At 52.7% G+C, this 20,885-nt stretch carries 16 protein-coding genes and 1 pseudogene; 13 read left to right on the forward strand and 4 right to left on the reverse strand.

Annotation, left to right across the window (positions count from 1 at the left end; all coding sequences use genetic code 11):
• Positions 1–250 precede the first annotated feature (250 nt).
• The 10 genes from K1I37_RS03180 (at position 251) to K1I37_RS03225 (ending at position 13,122) form a co-directional block, all read left to right on the forward strand.
• The gene (locus K1I37_RS03180; RefSeq protein WP_021298447.1) at positions 251–592 is read left to right on the forward strand and encodes a hypothetical protein; all 342 of its coding nucleotides are present in this window, start codon (positions 251–253) and stop codon (positions 590–592) included.
• A 143-nt stretch (positions 593–735) separates the two neighbouring features.
• On the forward strand, positions 736–1,632 hold the full coding sequence (locus K1I37_RS03185) for an SPFH domain-containing protein (protein WP_021298448.1): 897 nt from the start codon (positions 736–738) through the stop codon (positions 1,630–1,632).
• 458 nt (positions 1,633–2,090) lie between these two features.
• Positions 2,091–3,623: a peptidoglycan-binding protein gene (locus K1I37_RS03190; protein ID WP_021298449.1), complete on the forward strand. Its 1,533-nt coding sequence runs from the start codon at positions 2,091–2,093 to the stop codon at positions 3,621–3,623.
• Positions 3,624–3,686: 63 nt separating this feature from the next.
• Positions 3,687–4,316, forward strand: coding sequence for a hypothetical protein (locus K1I37_RS03195; RefSeq protein ID WP_021298450.1), 630 nt, complete (start codon positions 3,687–3,689; stop codon positions 4,314–4,316).
• A 69-nt stretch (positions 4,317–4,385) separates the two neighbouring features.
• Positions 4,386–5,981, forward strand: a complete 1,596-nt coding sequence (locus K1I37_RS03200; RefSeq protein ID WP_021298451.1) for a DUF4855 domain-containing protein — start codon at positions 4,386–4,388, stop codon at positions 5,979–5,981.
• 357 nt (positions 5,982–6,338) lie between these two features.
• Positions 6,339–7,010 carry a response regulator transcription factor gene (locus tag K1I37_RS03205; RefSeq protein WP_021298452.1) on the forward strand — a complete coding sequence of 224 codons (672 nt, stop codon included), beginning with the start codon at positions 6,339–6,341 and terminating at the stop codon, positions 7,008–7,010.
• A 2-nt stretch (positions 7,011–7,012) separates the two neighbouring features.
• Positions 7,013–8,401, forward strand: coding sequence for a sensor histidine kinase (locus K1I37_RS03210; protein WP_161624391.1), 1,389 nt, complete (start codon positions 7,013–7,015; stop codon positions 8,399–8,401).
• A 98-nt stretch (positions 8,402–8,499) separates the two neighbouring features.
• On the forward strand, positions 8,500–11,109 hold the full coding sequence (locus tag K1I37_RS03215; RefSeq protein ID WP_021298454.1) for a glycosyltransferase family 39 protein: 2,610 nt from the start codon (positions 8,500–8,502) through the stop codon (positions 11,107–11,109).
• A gap of 107 nt (positions 11,110–11,216) precedes the next feature.
• Complete coding sequence (gene galU, locus K1I37_RS03220) at positions 11,217–12,113, forward strand: UTP--glucose-1-phosphate uridylyltransferase GalU (RefSeq protein ID WP_021298455.1); 897 nt, start codon at positions 11,217–11,219, stop codon at positions 12,111–12,113.
• On the forward strand, positions 12,097–13,122 hold the full coding sequence (locus K1I37_RS03225; protein WP_021298456.1) for a glycosyltransferase family 2 protein: 1,026 nt from the start codon (positions 12,097–12,099) through the stop codon (positions 13,120–13,122). Before galU ends, K1I37_RS03225 begins: the two co-directional genes overlap by 17 nt.
• 10 nt (positions 13,123–13,132) lie before the next feature.
• On the opposite strand, the gene K1I37_RS03230 is transcribed toward K1I37_RS03225, so the two are convergent.
• From K1I37_RS03230 to K1I37_RS03245, 4 genes are all read right to left on the reverse strand, one after another.
• Positions 13,133–14,773 (reverse strand): ATP-binding protein, encoded by a 1,641-nt coding sequence (locus tag K1I37_RS03230; RefSeq protein WP_021298457.1) that lies wholly within the window; start codon positions 14,771–14,773, stop codon positions 13,133–13,135.
• Positions 14,774–14,817: 44 nt separating this feature from the next.
• Positions 14,818–16,455 (reverse strand): thiamine pyrophosphate-binding protein, encoded by a 1,638-nt coding sequence (locus K1I37_RS03235; RefSeq protein WP_031219277.1) that lies wholly within the window; start codon positions 16,453–16,455, stop codon positions 14,818–14,820.
• Positions 16,456–16,868: 413 nt separating this feature from the next.
• Positions 16,869–17,516, reverse strand: a complete 648-nt coding sequence (locus tag K1I37_RS03240) for a hypothetical protein (RefSeq protein WP_021298459.1) — start codon at positions 17,514–17,516, stop codon at positions 16,869–16,871.
• 34 nt (positions 17,517–17,550) lie between these two features.
• Positions 17,551–19,077 carry a peptidoglycan-binding protein gene (locus K1I37_RS03245; RefSeq protein ID WP_021298460.1) on the reverse strand — a complete coding sequence of 509 codons (1,527 nt, stop codon included), beginning with the start codon at positions 19,075–19,077 and terminating at the stop codon, positions 17,551–17,553.
• 297 nt (positions 19,078–19,374) lie between these two features.
• On the opposite strand from K1I37_RS03245, the gene K1I37_RS03250 reads away from it, so the two are divergent.
• The 3 genes and pseudogenes from K1I37_RS03250 (at position 19,375) to K1I37_RS03260 (ending at position 20,393) form a co-directional block, all read left to right on the forward strand.
• Positions 19,375–19,533, forward strand: coding sequence for a spore coat associated protein CotJA (locus tag K1I37_RS03250; RefSeq protein ID WP_236018367.1), 159 nt, complete (start codon positions 19,375–19,377; stop codon positions 19,531–19,533).
• On the forward strand, positions 19,527–19,787 hold the full coding sequence (locus tag K1I37_RS03255; protein ID WP_021298461.1) for a spore coat protein CotJB: 261 nt from the start codon (positions 19,527–19,529) through the stop codon (positions 19,785–19,787). Before K1I37_RS03250 ends, K1I37_RS03255 begins: the two co-directional genes overlap by 7 nt.
• A 37-nt stretch (positions 19,788–19,824) precedes the next feature.
• Positions 19,825–20,393, forward strand: a pseudogene (locus K1I37_RS03260) (manganese catalase family protein).
• Positions 20,394–20,885 lie beyond the last annotated feature (492 nt).

A 20,885-nucleotide genomic window follows, 5' to 3' on the forward strand; every position in this document is an offset into this window, starting at 1 on the left:
TAATCCGGTTGGTTTACCACAGAGGATGTTTCACAAGTTTTGCAGGTGGCGCAGCCGACAGTTCTGTTTCCCAGAGACTGCCGAGTTGCGCCGTTTGCTTTTCTGTGGAATCGCTTCTTGGTGATGATACTTGACGGTCGTCACGAGATTCTTGTCGTTTTTCAATGGAATCTTAACGTTTGACGCGTAATCTATGACGTGTAGGCCGTGTTCCAGCCCGATGAAACTCAAGCAAGGAGGCATCTGGTTTATGGAAGAGGCAACCGCAATGGATCAGTGGATGGTTGCATACTGCTATGGTAAACCTGAACATCTTGCGACGAGCACCAATCACTTTGACTTGACACTGCAAGAGATTATCGATGAGGGCCACGAAGTCTGGCGCCACTCGGATACGGCGGGTATCGTTTGGGCCAATGGTCAGTGGTATTTGTGGGTGAAGGGGCTGCTGGATGATGGCAGCATTGAAGGCCGAATCTACGAAGGTCAACAAATTGAGTCGATTCTAGGAAACTTGTGCGCGGTGCTCCCGCAACTTAGCGCCGATGAGAAGATGGACATCGTTCGCCGCATGCAACGCTATCTTACATAGGTAGGGTAGGTTTCTAGGTAGGTAGGTTTCGACGCAGGGTGATTTTCAATGAAAATTCAATCTGCATTTCAAGGGAATTTCAAGCGAGGCTGTCTATGCTTCGCAATGTAAGCAACACCATGTGCATCAAGGAGGAAATTGGTATGAAGTTGAAAGCGATGATTGCAAGTTCTGTGATGACGTTAACAGCCCTTGGAACCGTTACGGCATATGCGGCAACCACCAATACGACGGGTACGACATCGTCTTCGACGTCGTCTACCTCGACAAGTACGGCAAGTACAACCAGTGGACAAGGCCATCATGCGAAGGGTGCAGGCTTCTGGGGCGTGGATATCGCAAGCATCCTTGGCATTGACAAGACCACGCTGCAGTCTGATTTGAAAGCCGGGCAGTCGCTCGCGCAAATCGCACAGAGCAAGGGCATCGATGAATCGACGCTGATTTCCGATATTGAGTCGGCTGAGAAAGCGCAGTTAGACAAGGCGGTTTCGGCTGGGAAACTCACCTCCGCACAGGAACAGAAACTGCTGACGAATGCACAGTCGCGCATTCAACAGATGGTTGAACATACAGGTGGATTTGCGAAGGGCTCATTCCAAGGCGCAGGCTCTAACAAGGGAGCATTCGCACCGCTGAGTGACATCGCGAGCATCCTCGGCGTGGATACGAGCACGTTGCAATCCGACTTAAAAGCGGGGCAGTCGCTCGCACAAATCGCACAAAGCAAGGGCATTGACGAATCGACGCTCGTGTCCGACATTGAGTCGGCTGAGAAGACACAGTTAGACAAGGCGGTTTCGGCCGGCAAGTTGACGTCATCTGAGGAACAAAAAATCCTGAGCAACGCCGATACCATGATCACGAAACTGGTGGAGCGCACGGGTGCACCGCAACAGGGCCACGCATTTCACCATGGAAAGCGCGGTAGTGCATCGGCACAGTCGGGCACTTCGGCTAGTGCAGGTAGCTCGAGTAGTTCGGGTAGTGCCAGTACGTCGAGTAGCACGAGCACTGTAAGCACGTCAAGCGCGAATTGATTTGGTCGGTCGGCGGTGGCCCGGGTGTCTTATTAAGACACCCGGGCCATTTTTGCAGCGAATAGGGCATGAAAAATGCCTTATTTGGCTTTTTCGGGCAGGGTTTTGAGTAAATCCGCGCGAATAGAGCAGATTTCCTACCTTATCTGCGGCTACAGTGGCGAAATGTCACAAATAGAGCAGAAAAGTTACCTTATGCGGCCGGGGCCGCCGAGCCGGGGGCCCTGCGCCCGCCGCCCACCACCGCGCCACCACCCGGCCGATCCCGCCGCCGGCCCTGCGCCCACCCGCCCCACCGCCACCCCCATCCAAATCTATCATACGAAACTTAGTCATTTTTTAATGGAAAATCAATGTAACCATTCTATGCTACTGGGGTGTATAGTAATCGTATCCAGCCTCGGTTGTTCGCGCGCTCCAAACGCCGTTCATCCCCAAAAGCCATATGGAGGTTACTCATGAAATTCGGACGTTTGCTAGCTGTCGGCGCGATGCCGATGGTGTTGTCTGTCGCGGTGCCTGTGGTTGCACACGCGCAGGCGGTGGAGCCTACTTTACAAGTGGGGTCAACCGGATCAGCGGTGAAGACGCTTCAGCAGGACTTGAAGGCGCTGGGCTATTCTGTCGGCTCGATTGACGGTGAGTTTGGCCCCAGTACGTTGGCCGCCGTCAAATCGTTTCAGACAGCCCATAACCTAGAGGCCGACGGTGTGGTCGGACCCGCTACGTGGTCGGCAATTCTCTCAAAGACACAAGGAAAGTCGTTTACGAATGTAGATTTGCGGTATTCCGCACCGAGCGACATTACGGATAGTAGCATTGATAAGTTCCTGCAAAGCAACCAATCCCCCATGACGGGGCTCGGGCAATCGTTTATCACCGCGCAGAATACATACGGCGTGGATGCGAACTATCTGGTTGCGCACGCGATTTTGGAAAGTGCGTGGGGCAAGAGCCAGATCGCTCAGGCGAAAAATAACCTCTTCGGCTATGGCGCGTACGACTCGAATCCAGGCGATGACGCTGGCATGTTCCCGAGTGACGCGTATGCGATTCAATTTCAAGCTTGGGAAGTTCGCAACAATTACTTGAATCCGGGCAGCAGCGAATACGTCTCGCCGACGTTGAAGGGCATGAATGTGCACTACGCAACCGATCCCAACTGGGCCTCGAGCATCGGCAGTCTGATGAATGAACTGGCCGGGTCAGCGGGTGGCAGCGTCAATCAATATCAGCAGTACCCTTCCAGTTCAGCTGTACCGCAGGCGCAAAGTGACACGGAGCCTGTGTACTACCTGAACAACGCGAGTGGGACGGCGCAGAGCAATGCGTACTATGGGGGCGTTCCTTACTACCCTAGTGTCAGTGCCGGGATTTCGGACATGTTCTTCGGGCCGTTGAAAAGCGGCAGTTCCGGCGAGGGCGTCGATGAAATCCAGCGCTACTTGAATCAACAGATAGGGGCCGGGTTGACGGTCGACGGCCAGTTCGGCGCCGGGACGCAGGCGGCGGTCAAGAAGTTTGAGAAGAAGATGGGCCTCAGCCAAAACGGTGTCTGGAGCTTTGCCATGTGGAACAAGTACATCTACACCGGGCCAGCGCCGACGGTGTCGGTGGGGCAGGGTGTCGTGATCGATCAGGTGGCACAAGGCATGGCCGGCGCCTATGTGGTGCCGTGGTACCATATCGCGGGCGAGGGTTGGGTCGACGCGCAGGATGTGAAGCTCACCAATGTGTACCGGTTGACTGTGGCGAATCCGACGAGCACGAACTCGTCCATTCCGGTTTATGGTTCGAGTGACATGACGGATGAAATCGCCACACTGCACGCTGGTGACTTCGTGGTGGCGCAGACGCCAACGGCAACGGGCGGCGTCTATCAAATTCAGATCGCAGTTCAGTCGTCTGACACGAGTGATGGACAAGCACCGGGTACGCCGCTTACGGGCTACGTCTCGACGGCGGATGCCAAACTGACGGCACAACAATAGATTTGTGTACACCCGTAAAGGTGGCGCGGTATTGCCACATCAGGAGATAAGGGGGCAAGGGGTTTGAAGACGAACAAGAAGTGGTTGGCGGCAGGACTGGCGCTCGGATTTTTGGTGACCACAGGGTGTGGGACACAAGCCACGAGTCCGGCATCGACAGATAACGCGACGAGTTCGAACACGGCGCAGAACAACACCACGCAGACGACGAACAGCACCGGGGCGGGGGAAGCCAATAACACGTCGGCCGAGGACAATACCACAACGCCTACGACGGCCGATAGCGGGACCTCCAACTTGACATACGTGAACTATACCAACAGCCGATATGGATTTTCACTGCAGATTCCGTCCGCGTTTAACCAGGAAGCACTGCCGCAGGATGGCGACGGACAGTCTTGGACCAGTTCCGATACCGAGATGACGGTTAAAGCGTTTGGCCAATACAACGTCAACCATGACACGGTCAAGAGCGAGTTGGCCTCGCTCGCGACGGGCAAACAGGCGACGTACCAAGACGCGCAGTCCAACTGGGGTGTCGTGTCCGGCACGGATGGACAAAACATCTTTTACGACAAAGTCTATGTCGGCTCGAATATTTATGAGTTGCAAATTGAGTACCCGGCTTCGGCGGCCAATCAGTATAGCAGTGTGGTCACGCACATTGCGAATTCCTTTCAGCCTGGTTCATGACAAGGCGCTGACGAATCTGCCTGATTCCGGACGCTGATTGCCCCTGACCGGGTTTCGCAGGAGGATGTCATGAAAAGGAGATACATTGCGTGGCTTGCCACGACTTTGATGCTAGGTTGTGTGGGGAGCGTCTTTTCCGCCCCGCACGCGTACGCGGATACGATAGAGACAGAGACACCGGCGGAAGACTTGACTAGCCTCGCAACCATTTCGACGAGCATCACGGGGCTTGCTGACTCGACCTTTCAGAGGGATGAACAAAAGTATCAACAGTATCCGCTGACAGATCCTGTCCACTGGACAGGTTACTGTCATCAAGGCGGCCGGCAGGTCACCGTTCAGTTCGCGAATCCGGTCGATGTGCAGCACGTGCAAATCACCCTGGAACAGGACGCTGGAGCGGGCATCTATTACCCGAGTGACGTGCAGTTCCAGGCGTACGAGAATGGCCAGTGGATCGCGCTGACGACCGTGAATTCGTCGATTCCGGAGAGCGATACGAACAAGACGACGCAGGTGTTCCAGTTTGATAGCAGCGCCGGTGTCGAAACGACGGAAATCCGTATCGCGTTCCCTGTGGAATTGTTTGTGTTTGCGCGGGGGTTGGACATCACCGGCAGTACGACGGAAACTGGCGAGACGCCGACCTACCCTGTCGTGGCGCCGTCGACTGCGTCACCGTCCACGGTTATGTCGCCGGATTCGATTAACGATCACGGCATCGCCAACATGCTCCTCGTCCCGACGGGCAGCCACGGCCAGTTGGGCACGTGGTCGGCTGGCGACTTTGTGCCGATGCTGGAGTACATCAATCCGGCGGGACAGGCGGTCTCCCCGCTGTTTGACACGATGTTGTTCTCGCCGTATTCCAACGTCCCGAACACGGTGGCGGGTTGGACAGGCTATATTGATGATTTGTTTCAAGCGGGGCAAGAGCTAGACGCGTTGAACCAAGCGGTCGGCCTGACCAATCAGTCGCTGAATCGGCCGGGATATAAGGAAAAAGTGGTCTTGTCGATTCCCTACTTCCCGTACGGCGTCGCGGATTTTGGCAACGTCGATGGGCAGGAGTTGAGTTTTTACGGGACTTCGACGGATGAAGACGCGGTGGCGGCGCGGACTACGGCCATGAAGTGGTATGTTTCGACGCTGCTTGGCAAGTGGCAGGCAGCGAATTATCAGAACTTGCAACTGGTGGGGCTATATTGGGATCACGAGCAGTTGAACCCGGGCCTCCCTGGCGACGAGGCGATGTTCCAGGCAGCATCCAACGTGGCGCACAGCAACGGGCTGCCGATCTTCTGGATTCCGTTTTACGGCGCCAATGGCACCGCGGATTGGCAAACCCTCGGTATGGACGCAGCGTGGTTGCAACCGAACTACATTGAGGAAGGCGCCGACGCGGATGTGACGCGTATTCGCAATGCCGAGCAAATTGCGACGCGCCATGGCATGGGCGGTGAAATCGAGTTGACCGCGCTCGACAGTCTCACGCAGTCGCTCTATGAGACGCAGCTGAACTTCCTGCGCTCGGATGGCTTCGGATCCAATCGGGTGTCGCATGCGTACTATGACGGATCGAAATTATTGCTCGACGCAGAGGAGTCTAGCAATCCAGCAGAGCGTCAAATATACGATGATACAGCGGCGTTCATGCTCGACTGACTAACAGCGCGTAGCTGATTGCGGCGGGTACGACGGTAACAGCTTCCAGATAATCGGGTGACGTACCCGCGTGATTATCTAGATTTCGGTAGCATACGCGCGGCCATCTCGCCTGTGATGTATCGCGGCTATAGATGTGCGTAGACATGAATGCGGCACGGTTCCTCCACGGGGGAACTGTGCCGCGTTTGTTTTATGGACGCGTGTGACGAACGTGCGCGTATCTGTGTGGTGTGGTCTGTTTGTGCGGTGAGTGTATCGTGGAAAGTGATCGTCAAAGCGCAGATGACCGTCTACACGCCACTTCATATTCAGTTCATAATGGATTGATATTCATCCATAGAGGAGGGGGTACCTTTGGTACGCATTCTAGTGGTGGATGATGATCCCTACATTCGGGACTTAATTGGTTTGTATATTCGGCGAGAAGGGTTTGAACTGGTAGAGGCCGCAGATGGCCTTGAGGCGCTCAGTTGCTTGGAGAAACTTCAAGTGGATTTAGTGGTGCTGGATATCATGATGCCGAACATGGATGGATGGGAATTCTGTGAGAATGTAAAATCGGTATACGACATCCCGATTATCATGGTTACGGCCAAAGGGGAGCCTCAGCAGCGAATCAAGGGTTTCGAATTGGGGTCTGACGATTATTTGGTCAAGCCATTTGAACCGCGAGAGTTGATCTTTCGGATAAAAGCGTTGCTGCGGCGGTATCAAATCAATAGCTCACATGTGATTCAAATTGACGATGTGACGATTGACAGGCGGACTTACCAGGTGCACATGGGACAACAATCTGTCGTCTTACCCCCCAAGGAGTTTGACGTGTTGTTCAAATTGGCCAGCTATCCTGGGCAAATTTTTACGCGTGGTCAGTTAATTGAGGAAATTTGGGGTGTGGATTATCAAGGTGACGAGCGCACCGTCGATGTGCACGTGAAACGACTACGCAACCGCATGGCCGAGTTAGGCGTCACATTTAAAATTGCCACGATTCGTGGTTTGGGGTATCGCCTTGAGGTGGTGTGATGTTGAAGACGCTCTATTTGCGAACGGTATTTACCTTTCTTGCTATCGTCCTCATCTCTATTAGTGTGGCGTTTTTTGTGACGTCTCATCTATATACCAAGCAATCGCAGTCGCAAATGCGAACAGATATCATCAAAACTGCCAACCAGGCAATTGTGGAGTACAAGCACCACTCCTTGCACGATTTTGCGAATTACGCTCACGTGGTGGCCAGTATGCAGGGGTACGACATCGAGGTCTACAATGGCGCTTCGAGCATCATGAACGGTCGAGCGTATGGGGTCAATCCGAATTTGGAAACCCCGGTGCCGTTGGTGCAACAAGTACTTGCGGGGAACACGGTCGAATTGTTTGATGGTGCATATCACACGCCGATGCCACATCATACCTTTGTGGGCGTTGGGATACCGTTTTCAATTGGTCAGACGCAATATGCCATGTTCGTGTCGCCGAGACTTCCGCCGCCACCGCCGAGAGCCGGATTCCCACGGTTTCTCGTCACTGTGTTGTTGATTGTTTTGGTGGTGGGAAGTTTATTGATATTGGTTGCGTCCCGGTATTTGATACGACCGATTCAAATGATTACAGCTGCGACTCGGCGGGTGGCCAAAGGAGATTTTGATGTGGCTATCCGATTTAACCGAAGCGATGAGATTGGGGTCCTGGCTGAGAGCTTTACCGCGATGACGCAGGAACTCAAGCAAATGGAAACGATGCGGCAAGATTTTGTGTCCAACGTATCGCACGAAATTCAGTCACCATTGACGTCCATACGTGGGTTTTCCAAGGCCTTGCGCGAAGGAATTATTCCAGAGCATGAGCGGGATAGGTACTTGGAGGCCATTGAAGTGGAAAGTGAACGCATTTCGCGGATGAGCGAGAATCTGCTGAAATTGGCGTCGTTGGAGTCTGATCACCACCCTATCAAGATGAAATCGTATCGCTTGGATGAGCAAATCCGGCGCACGATTCTCATCACGGAACCTCAGTGGTCGGAAAAGGACCTCCATATTGAATTGGAACTGCCGAAAACGGTGCTCACGGCTGATCAAGACTTGTTGGAACAAGTTTGGATGAACTTATTGGTCAACAGCATTCGGTATACACCGTTTGGTGGACGTCTGATGGTGCGCATTACGTCCGATGAGACGAATGTGAAGGTGCAAGTCGAGGACACTGGCATTGGCATCCCAAAGTCGGAGCAACAGAAGGTGTTCCAACGATTTTACAAGGTGGACAAGGCGCGCAGTCGCGCTGAAGGCGGCAGTGGGCTAGGGCTGTCGATTGTGAAGCGCATAGTGGACTTGCATCAAGGGCATATTCAGCTAGAAAGTGACGTCGGTCGTGGGACGACGTTCACCGTCATCTTGCCAACGAAACAGAATGCGTAGGGCGCTGCGGAGCAGCGTCCTTTTTTTGTGTCGCGAGTTCATATTCAGTTCATATAGCTTCCATATGCTCCTGTCAGCAAGCTGATGGAGGGGTGAACATGATACCGGCCACGCGTACGTTTGGGGAGACCGTCCGTTTTGGACTGGTTGGCACACTGAATACCGCAGTGGATTTTGCAATTTTTATTCTCCTCACGCATGTCGGCCATTGGGATATCATCGCTGCGCAGACGGTATCCTACGCGGTTGGGTTGATGAACAGCTACGTTTGGAATCGCATCGTGACATTTAAGGAACAAGGCAGCATCGGTTGGAAGCAGGTCGGTCGATTCGTCGCGATAAATGTCAGCTCGTATCTTGTCTCGGTGTTCGTCCTATTCGTGATGCGGCGATTCGCGTGCCCTGACGTGGTCAGTAAATTGTTCGCGACGCTCGTTACGTTTGCCATCAATTTTATCGGCAGCAAACGTTGGGTGTTTTCACGCACAGCGATAAATGAGAGAAGCAGTTCGTCTGCGTTTCGTAGAAAGGAAATGGTTGAGATGGATGCATCGTATATACCAGAGACAGGTCGCCAACGTTTGCCCAAGCTCCTGAGTGGCAGGCAGGAGGATGCCCCGTGGGTTAGGCCCGCACTTGTGGCTCTGTTGGTATTGACGGCCGTTGCGTACATATGGGGACTGAGCGCTTCTGGTTGGTCTAACTCATTTTATAGCGCGGCTGTACAGGCGGCGACGAAGAGTTGGAAGGCGTTCTTTTTTGGATCCTTCGACGCGTCAAATTTCATCACCGTGGACAAGCCTCCGTTTTCCTTGTGGGTGATGGATCTCTCGGCGCGTATCTTCGGCCTCAATTCATGGAGCATCCTGGTTCCGGAAGCGCTGGAAGGCGTGGCTTGCGTGTGGGTTTTGTATCTCACGGTTCGCCGCTGGTTCAGCCCTGGCGCCGCGCTGATCGCTGGTGCCGTACTCGCGACAACGCCCGTTGCGGCGCTGATGTTCCGGTTTAACAACCCAGATGCGCTCCTTGTGCTCTTACTCACGGCGAGCGCCTATGCGATGACGCGTGCACTGGAAGCGGGTAAAACCAAGTGGCTCATTCTGGCCTCGTGTTTGATTGGTTTGGGATTTTTGACGAAAATGCTCGCGGCGTTCTTGGTCATTCCGGGCTTTGTGGTGGTTTATCTGCTGTTTGCGCCTGTGTCCGTTCGCCGTCGACTTCTGCAGCTGGTTTCGAGCGCCATCGTGGTGGTCGTATCGGCAGGTTGGTGGGTCGCCATCGTCCAGCTTACACCAGCCGATAAGCGCCCATATATCGGGAGTTCTCAGGACAACAGCCTACTCAATCTCATTTTTGGGTACAACGGCTTTGGCCGGCTGACTGGCAATGAGTCCAGTATGGGCGGGGGCCGCGGCGGTCATGGTGGCGGCATGTTCAGTGGAAGCACTGGCATCGCCAGGTTGTTTCACGCCGATATGGGTGGTCAAATCTCGTGGCTTATCCCTGCTGCTTTGATTCTTTTCTTCGTGGCCTTGTGGCTTGTGCGTCGCGCCTGGCGTTCGGAGGACGCGGTGCCAGCGCTGTTGATGTGGGCTGCGACGCTTATCGTCACAGGACTCGCATTTAGTTTCGGGAAAGGGATTATTCACCAATATTACACTGTCGCGCTGGCGCCGGCCATTGGTGCGCTCGTCGGTATCGGAAGCGATGTTCTCTGGCGCAGCCGAAACGAACTTGTCGCCCGGTTGGGTCTGGCAGTAGCGATGGCAGCTACGGCGGTTTGGTCGTTTGTCCTACTTGACCGGACACCCACATGGCTGCCGTGGTTGCGCGTTGTCGTGCTCGTGGTTGGTGCAATTGCGGTGATTGGTATCCTGTGTATCTACAAGATGGGCCAGCGCATCACCGCACTGACAGGCATTATCGCTGTGGTGGCGGGGCTTGTCGGACCTTTTGCCTACATGCTGCAAACCGTGACGACGCCGCACACAGGTTCCACCCCGACGGCTGGACCTACTGTAGCTGGTGCAGCGTTTGGTGGCGGAGGATTTGGGAATCGTCGGATGATGCCTGGATTCGAGTCAGGCATGCAGTCCTCAGGGACATCGAAAACCACCGGATCGGATCATTGGAAAAGCGGAAGTAGCCTACGCGGTGCCAATGGGCTTGGCGATGTTCGATTGACGGGTGGCTTTGGTGGGCCTGGCGATGCGACACCGAATCAGGCAATCATCCGCCTGCTTGAGCAGAATGCCACACACTATACCTGGGTAGCTGCGACCATCGGTGCGAACTCGGCTGCGCCTTATCAGTTAGCGACGGGGGATCCCATCATGGCGATTGGCGGGTTTGCTGGCAGCGACCCAACACCGACCTTAGCTCAATTTAAACGCTATGTGAGTGAAGGGAAGATTCATTATTTCATCGCCGGTGGAATGGGCTTTGGTAGGGGATTCTTGGCGGGCTCTAAACCGTTTGGTGGCGCGGGCGATGGCAGTTTGAAGCGTGGCGCGGAGAACGGCGAAATGCCAGCTTTCTTCGGCGGTAAAGGGGCTTCTGGCGCCCCGACGGCGGGTGGTTTCCCAGGTGGCGCAATGGGTGGCAGTTCTAGCCCTAGTGCAGCGATCACGAAGTGGGTGGAGAGTCACTTTACATCTACGAAGGTGGGTGGCGTGACGGTCTATGACCTAACGCATTCGAAATCCTGATTGCGGTATGGGCGTTGGGTCGGTTGCGCTGGTGGGCGCAGACCGACCATCTGCCCCTAGGGCATCGCGCTTCCGAAAAGATGACTGACAGCAAACGGAGGATGGACATGAAACAGCGGATTCGCAAAGCGATTATTCCCGCGGCAGGCTTGGGCACGCGGTTTTTGCCCGCGACAAAGGCACTGCCAAAGGAAATGCTCCCGATTTTGAATAAACCAACCATCCAGTACATTGTGGAAGAGGCTGTTGCTTCTGGAATTGACGATATCCTCATCGTCACTGGACGGGGAAAACGCGCGATAGAAGATCACTTCGACAGTGCGTTTGAGCTGGAAGTCACCCTTGAACATAAAGGGAAATTGCAGTTGCTTGAACAGGTGAAGTCCATCAATCACATGGCCAATATCCATTACATCCGCCAGCAAGAACCACTAGGACTTGGGCACGCCGTCTGGTGTGCGCAGTCGTTTATTGGGAACGAGCCGTTTGCCGTGTTGTTGGGTGACGATATCGTGGTGCAGTCAGAGCCGTATCTCAAACAGATGCTAGACGTCTATGAACAAACGTCCAGCAGTGTCATCGCAGTACAACGGGTGGAAATGCGCGACGTTGCTCGTTATGGCGTCGTAGCGCCTATCGACAGCGTGGATGGGTTACACACAGTTGGGGACTTGGTTGAAAAACCCACGCCAGATGAGGCGCCGTCCAATTTGGCGATCATTGGTCGGTATGTACTGACCCCGGACATTTTTCAGATTCTCTCTGTTCAAAAGCCAGGTACAGGCGGTGAGATTCAATTGACTGATGCATTGGCTGAGCTGAACAAGAAGCGTCGTATGTTCGCTTATGAGCTTAGGGGACAGCGCTATGATGTCGGTGAAGTTGCTGGTTTTGTCAAGGCGACGATTGATTTTGCGCTGCGTGACACCACGGTACAAGCGGAAATTTGGCAGTATCTCCAACACGTGATGGAAGGGATGGGGCCTTATGAGCAACACGCGTGACCATTTGCCGATTCTGTATATCGTCGTGCCGTGCTACAACGAGGAAGCGGTTCTGCCCGAGACGGTCGCTCGACTCTCTGCCGTAATCAATCGCCTCGTGGAGGAGCAGTCCATTGGGGCAAGCAGTGCCATACTGCTGGTCGATGATGGGAGTCAAGATCAGACTTGGGCGCTGATTGAACGGTATTTTCAATCCAATGCGCTCGTGAAAGGGCTGAAGCTTGCTCGAAATGCTGGGCATCAGAATGCCCTATTTGCGGGTTTGATGCATGCCAAAGCGTATGCAGATGCGGTGATTTCCATTGATGCGGATCTTCAGGATGACGTGTTGGCCATCCCGGAGATGATTTACCAGTACCTCGCGGGATACGACGTCGTTTACGGCGTACGCGACAATCGTGCCAACGACACTTGGTTTAAACGGGTGACGGCTCAAACATTCTATCGCCTGATGCGGAAATTGGGCGCGAACGTCGTGTATAACCACGCGGATTGTCGGTTGTTAAGCAGGCGGGTACTTGAGGAACTGGCCCGATATGAGGAACGGAATCTTTTCTTGCGGGGCATTATTCCGATGATTGGATTTCCGGCGACAAAGGTGTATTACAATCGATCCCCGCGATTCGCCGGCGTATCAAAATACCCCTTCAAGAAAATGTTGTCGTTTGCGTTTGACGGGATCACTTCATTGAGCGTGACGCCGATTCGGTTGATCACGGTGGTTGGGCTGCTTGTGTTCCTCGTCTCAATTGTCGTCGGCTGCTATGCACTCGTACGCGACCTACTGGGGCATGCGGTGACGGGGTGGACTTCGCTGATGTTATCGATTTGGGTCATTGGCGGTATTCAACTGATGTGTTTGGGACTGATTGGAGAATATATTGCAAAGATATACAAGGAGACCAAAAAACGCCCGAAGTATCATGTGGAAACGACATTGCAGGACAAATCTGCCGCGACAAAGGCAACAGGAGATTCGAACTGGGTAGACATGGTCGGACCGTCATAAGGGTATCTGGTCAACTCACTTTGTCATCGTCGCGGTTTGATTCAGTTGCCTTTGATTGAAATGCGGGAAATTCCAGGATGACGGATGTACCGCCCTCGTTTCTGTTCCGAAAGTGTATCGTCCCGTTGTGTTGCTCAATTAAAATGGAGCATACGGTAAGGCCTAATCCTGTTCCCTTTTCCTTCGTTGTGTAGAATGGTGTTCCCAGTTTGCTGAATATGTTGGGATCAATCCCGGCTCCCTCATCTTGTATTTCAATCTGAACATTCGTCTTTGTGTCATTGAGCTTTGCCGAGACATAAATGGAACCTGGGTGCTCCATTGCATCCATCGCGTTGTTCAGTAGGTTGATGATAATCTGTTTAATATTGTGTTCGTCTCCCAAGACAAACAGGTCATCTTTCGCAATATCGGTGGAGATGGTAATCCCCTTCATGCGCGTCATGGGGGAGATGAGAGAGACTGTCGATGTCAGCACGCATCCAATATCGCATTTTCGATACGTAGACCCACGGGGGCGCGAGACGCTCAAAAATTCCTGAACGATTTCCTCAATGCCTCGAAACTCATCCATCATGATATTGACGTAATCGCTTTTCACCGAATATTCTTCCGATATCAACTGAAAGAAGCCTTTGAGCACCATCAATGGATTCCGGACTTCGTGCGCAAATGCAGCACCGAGTTGTCCAGCGACGGACATCTTTTCGGCTTGTATCAACAGTTGCTCTGTACGGCTGCGTTCGGTGATGTCTTTGAGCTGGCCCAATGCGCCGGATGGGCACTTGCTGGTGTCCAGTATGGGGTAGCAGTCAAATAAGCATATCCTCGCAGCGGATTCCTCGGGCTTCGGGATGTTCAACTCGACATCTTGATAGCGTGTCTGACCCCGTACACTTCGGTCCAAGTATTCACCGACATACGGGATTGTCGCAGCTGGACGGCCAATGATATCCTCACTGCGTATTCCAAGGTACGCTTCAAACAGGTTGTTGCACTCCCGAACGATTCCCTTTTCATTAACAATGACCACGGCGTTTGGCGTAGATTCGAGTATCATGCGGTTGAGCACGTCTAGCGTCCGGTTGTTATGGGCGAGCAACAGTTGCCGTTCGATAGAGTCAACCGCCGTGACGAGTAACGGTAAAAAATAGTCGTGCGCCTCGCCAATTGGCGCCATGATAGACAATGTTCCAATTGGCAAGGATTTATCCATGTTGTGTATGACTGCGCCATAGCACGCGACGCCATGTAAGGCTTCATAGGCGTGATCGTCTCCAATTAACTTGACTGGCCTATCTTCCTGCAGCGCCCGACTGACGACGTTTGGCCCGCATTCTTGCTCGATAAATTGGATACCGCGCTTAATGCCGCTTTGCGCTACCATTTGATGTACCAGCGGATCGCCAAACAATTCCAGGAGATACCCTTGCGCATCACTAAAGGCGACGACAATCGGTACGCCTTTTAACAACCCAATTAACTTTTGAGAGAAAAACTTTACAATGTCCAGCACTTCTGAATAAAAATTTAATTTCTGTAAAATCTCAGACGAAGTAAGTTGGTTTCGAAACACAGGCGTTTTGTCCTTCTCTGTACCGAATCCCTTCTCGTTAGGCGGTTGAGTCAATTTGGTTTGACGGTACTTCATGCATAGCGCTCCCCACGAGTGCAAAGGTTACTTTTGCACGCACGTTATATCGGAATCGTCAACGACCTGCTCAGGATTGGTGGAATCTCATGCGGATTGACCATGACCTCGATAAGCGTCGGCTCATTTGCCGCCAGGGCCTGCCGCACTGCTGTTTCAATATCTGACTCACTGTGACATACCGAAGTTTGCATACCCATCGATTTTCCAAACATCGCAGCATTCAGTGGGTGTTGATAAATCGATCCCACTGTTCTACCCGTATGATGGGATATCCCTTTATCCACCATATCCAATCGACCGTTGTTAAATACCACAAAAATCACCGCAGCCTCTTCATTGACGGCTGTCGATAGTTCAGTGCCGTGCATCATCAGGCAGCCATCGCCTGTCAAGCAAACGATTGTCCGTTCTGGCGCGGCTATTTTCGCGCCAATCGAATAGCCGATTGGATGTCCCATCGCGCCAAATACGTCATCGAAGATGAACGTCCCTGGCTCATACACATCATAGTGACGGATAGCGTAAAAGGTGTGACTTCCATCATCGCCAAATAAAATGGCGTCCTGTGGCAATGCGCGGCGCAAAGCCTTGACCGCAGAGATGGCCGATAATCCATCGTCGTCAGTGGATGCGTGAATGGACGCATCGCGATGCACCTTGAGGGGGCTGTGCGTTTTTGGGGTAGCATTCGCCAGCTCTAGCAAACGGGCAAGATTTAACCGTGCATCCCCCGGGACGAAGACAGTAGGAACCGGGATAGCCTTTCCACTAAACGTCGGATCATAATCGAAGTGGACAATTTGTTGAGGATACTCTTTGACGGTTAACCCTGAGAGAGACATGTCACTGATTTTCGTTCCGACGGCAATCATCAAATCTGTTCCGGACCTTAAATAGTCTGCTGCCTCGTCGCTTCCACCGAGACCAAAGTTGCCAAGTGCTAATTCATGCGTGGAGGGGAATACACCCTTGCCGCCTGGCGTCGTGATGACAGGAATGCCCCAGTGCTCAGCGAGCAACCGAACTTCCTCGTAGGCTTTGGCCGAGTGAACGCCTTTGCCGAGCAACAACACCGGACGAGTTGCGCGATTGAAAAGCGGCAGAACATTGGATACATCGGCTGACACAACTTTAGGAATTTGCGGAAGCGGGATGGTGAATGGTTCGATATCGTCCAGGAGGACATCAAACGGCAGGCATAAGTGTACAGGGCCGCACGGACCTGTAAAAGCTTTTTCTAGCGCGTGCTTCAGATACAGATGAAGGACGTCGGGTCTGTCGACCCGGGCGCTAAATTTCGTCACTGGACGAAACATTTCAACCAAATCGGTACCGAACTGGGTCGAATCTTGACCAAGTGGCTTCCCTGATTCGCTGGCCGATGGTTGCCCTGTGATAAACAGGACAGGAAGATGAAAGGCTTTCGCTTGCGCAGCGGATGTCAAGGCGTTCGTTCCGCCGGGACCAGAGGTGACGATGGCGATGCCAATCGTGTCGCGGAACATCGCGTAACCGGAGGCGGCGAAACCCGCGCCGGATTCATGCCTCGACAACACGAATTGAATCCCTTGGCTATCAATATCCAACATCAAGGGTGAAATAGACTTCCCGGGAATTCCAAATACATGGGTTACTCCCCATGTTGTGAAGTTATCGGCTAATACTTGGGATGCTCGCATGAAAATGTCCCCTTTCTAGGTTATCACCTATGAACCAGTCGATAGTTCTCTTGCTAACGATTCAGACATGATAGGGGCGGAGTGAATGAATTGGTTCAGCATTTAGAATTTGAAATAAAATGCAAAATATGATTTATATAATAGATTAAAATAATAATTGCGCAAGACTGCTAGGGAGAATTCGTCGGAAATGCAGTGATGGAAGATAGCGCCTTGAGTGTACTCCATGCGGTTGATTGGAACGGGATGAGGGGACGCGTGGATACAAGCGTGGGTTCGGTTCATGTCGTTACCCAGTGCTATCACAGCATGGCCATGCATCTGGGAAGGGGAAAATCCCCCATATAAATCCCCAGATGCAGTTCGCCATACGTGGATTGCAAGCATTCCAGTGTTACCTGCAAGATACGAGATTACTTGAGTGAGCCCGGTTGGAACGAGTTTGCGATATTCGTCACCACACTAGCGTATTGGCTCTTGTCTGACGCTGGATACTCCATGGTCAAGATGTAGACGCTCGTGGCGCCGACGTACACTTTGTCATAGAATATCTGATTCCCGTCCGTCCCAGATACGACACCCCAATTTTGATTCGTTTGTTGGTAGGTCGCTTGTTTTCCAGTTGTAAGGGAGGCTAATGTGCTTTTCACCGTATCGTTGTTGACGTTATATTGGCCATACGCGCGAACTTGCATGGCATTGTCCGGACTATTCCAGCTTTGGCCATCCCCATCTGCGGGCGGCGCCTGTTTGACAAATTGTTCTGGAACGCGCAGCGCGAATCCGTATCGACTATTTGTATAACTGACATATGTGCTATTTTCAGTGGAACTGTTTGCGTTTGTTGTGTTGTTTCCAGCGTTTGCCCCGGTGCCGTTGTTCGACGAAGCGGTCGAATTGTCGCTCGTCGAATTGGTGACGTTTGTCGAATTTGCCGCGTTTGCAGACGAACTCCCGCTAGTTGACTTCGCGGGCGGGTTCGCCGTCTCTGCGCCGCACCCTGTCGTGATGAGGAGTGCAAATGTCACACCTGCTGCTAACCACTTGTAATTTGTCTTCAATCTCTTGCCTCCTCGAACGTAGATAGGTTTCAATTTAGTGTTGGGCTGTCATCTTTGCAGTTGAGGTTGAAACGTACCCGGTCATCGGTGTTCCTGCTGCTTGTCCACTAGCATCGGACATTTGTGCAGATAACTGAATCTCATACATACCATTCGAGGCCTGCGTGCTATTTGCGACGACAAAATCTCCGGAGTGCAACGTCTCGATTTGTTGAGATTTGTCGCTGGAACTGTAGACCGGAATGGACGTGTTTGTGCTGGTTGGATTCGCAACCGTCAAACGGTAGACATTTGTCAGTTTCACGTATTGGGAATCGACCCAACCCTCGCCCGCAATATGATACCAGGGTACGACGTAGGCGCCAGCCATACCTTGTGCAATCTGGTCGATCTCGACACTACTCCCCGCAGGCACGGTTGGCGTCGAGGCTGTGTAAATATACTTGGTCCACATCGCGAAGCTCCACACGCCGTCTTGCTTTAGTCCGTGCTTTGCCTCAAATTTCTTGACGGCTGCCGCTGTGGCAGGTCCATACTGGCCATCGACGGTCAGGCCCGCGCCAATTTGTTGGTTCAGGTAACGTTGCACCTTCGACACACCAGAACCGGAACTCCCATTTTGCAACGGCCCAAAGAACATATCACTCATGCCATCACTGAGGCTTGAAAAATATGGAACGCCCCCGTAGTACGGGTTCTGCTGCGTGGTGCCTGCGGCACCGTTCACATAGTACACGGGCTCGGCGTTGCTCTTGGGTTGGGAGACGATAGCCGTTGATGGGTACTGCTGATACTGATTCACATTTCCACCTGCCGAGCTCGCCAACTCATTCATGAGCGAGCCAATACTCGACGCCCAGTTTGGATCCGTCGCGTAATGCACATTCATACCGGTCAGCGTCGGGGTCACGTACTCACTGGATCCTGGATTGAGGTAGTTGTTGCGGACCTCCCACGCCTGAAACATAATGGCGTAACTGTCGCTTGGGAACATGCCTGCGTCGTCCCCGGGGTTCGAATCATAAGCACCGTAGCCAAACAAGTTGTTTTTCGCCAACGCAATTTGGCTCTTCCCCCATGCACTCTCGAGAATCGCATGCGAGACAAGGTAGTTTGCATCCACGCCATATGTACTTTGCGCATTCATGAAAGATTGTCCCAGCCCATTCATGGGGGAACCGTTCTTACTTAAAAACGAGTTGATAGTTTTGGTATTGATGTCACTTGGTGCAGAGTAGCGCAAATCGACATTCGTGAATGAGGCGCCATGTGTCGCAGACTGTAACGCACTCCACGTCTGCGGACCAACAACGCCGTCCACCGTCAGCTTGTGCGCCTGTTGAAACGACTTGACCGCACTTAACGTCTTCGGTCCAAAGTCGCCATCAATCGGCCCCACAGAGTAACCGAGCGATTTTAAATCCTTTTGTAGTGTCGTCACCGCTGAGCCGACTGATCCATAGGAAATGGTCGGTTCGGTTTGCGCGTAAACCGCGACGGGCGCAGCGACGGTAAGCAACATGGGGACTGAACTGGCTGCAAGGAGTTTTTTGAAATTCATTTGAACCTCCGTATAGCAATGGGTTTCATAGAGTGAGTAGACAAAAGAGGGTGGACATCGTTTCCTTACATCGCGGGAATATAGCAACATTGCCATCGAACCGCCAATATGCACGGCTATTGGTATGGTAACCTATATTGCCCGCATTGGTCTAGATGTTTTCGTGACTTAAGGTTTTTTCGCAGACGGCGGACAGACTGCCTCATATATCTATATATATGTATCTATTTATGAGTTTCTATAAATATCTATATAGCTTCCGCGCCATTTCTAAGTCCGTTTCAACCGTGCCCTGCGTTGCCAAAGGCGTTCATCGTACCCCCTAACCAGTACATCACCTTTCAACCTTCAGGATTAGAGCAGTTTTCCTCAACGGATGCGCTCAAGCATGGCACCTTGTGGGCGCCGCTCTACAGTCCGTACAACGGTTTGTTGGAGGCGACAAAGAAATGGTGAATCCAATCGCGAACGATGCCTATTATCAATCTTTGCAGCAATTGCAATCGATTGATTTCGCGCTAGTCGAACTGAACCTCTATCTAGACACCCATCCAGAGGACAATCAAGCGATTCAACAATTCAACGAACTTCGGGCGCAGCGAGACACAATGGCGAAGGCGTTCGAGGGTCAATTTGGTCCACTGATGAACTACGGATCGACTACGAGTTCACAACTTTGGAACCGAGGCCCATGGCCCTGGCAGGTCTGAATACTCGCTTATTATCGGAGACGGATGGTGAAACATTGTGTGGAAATACGAGAAAAAGCTTCAGTATCCTGTGCGCGTGAGCAAATGTGATCCTCGCCTGGCAAAGTACTTGATTGAACAATACGGCGGGCCGACGGCGAGTTGTCGGCAGCGCTTCGATACTTGAACCAACGCTACACAATTCCGGACAAGGTCGTTGGACTGCTCAACGATATTGGCACGGAAGAATTCGCGCACCTAGAGATGATTGCGACGATGATATACAAGCTGACCAAGGATGCGACCCCCGAACAAATGCGCGAAGCGGGTCTGGGTGATCACTTTGTCGATCACGGCCCCTCCCTGTTTTACCACAACGCCGCAGGCGTTCCATGGACCGCGGCCTATATCCAGTCCAAGGGGGATCCGATTGCAGATCTCTACGAAGACATCGCCGCAGAGGAGAAAGCGCGCGCGACGTACCAGTGGCTGATTGAAATTACAGACGACGTGGACATCCAAGATAGCCTGAAGTTCCTGCGCGAACGCGAAGTGGTCCACTCCATTCGCTTCCGCGAGGCTGTCGAGATATTGAAAGAGTACAACGACAGCAAAAAGTTTTATTGAGGGCACCCTCGCACATTCGAGGAACCAGCTCCCTTGCAAGTCGTCAGGGAACTGGTGCTGTTGCTTTGTGGGGGGAATCTATGCGCCGGGGGGCGTCGAGTCCAGTGTGGCAGGTGCTTGGGAACGTAGGTGTCGAGGCCACTGCGATCGGTGCTTGGAACTTGGAACGTAGGTGTCGTGCCCAGACGGGGCTGTCTTATTAAGACATTCGCGCGCCGCTTGGGACCAATAAGACATCAAATCTGCACTAATGCTCGGGGTTTCGCCTTTATCCGGCGGATTTTGAGTAAATAAGGACTTTTTCGTGCCTTAAATACACGGAATCTACGTTATATTCGAAAATAAGGTAGATTTACTGCCCTATTCGCCGCCGGAGCCGGAACCACGCCGCCGCCCGTGCCTTCGCCCGCACCCCCCCTCGATCACGCCCCCACCCCATAATCAGCTGATATTTTCCGTTTCGCGTCATACGCTATACGGAAACCAATTGCG

Origin of the sequence: Alicyclobacillus acidoterrestris (assembly GCF_022674245.1) — a bacterium.
GTDB lineage: Bacteria > Bacillota > Bacilli > Alicyclobacillales > Alicyclobacillaceae > Alicyclobacillus > Alicyclobacillus acidoterrestris.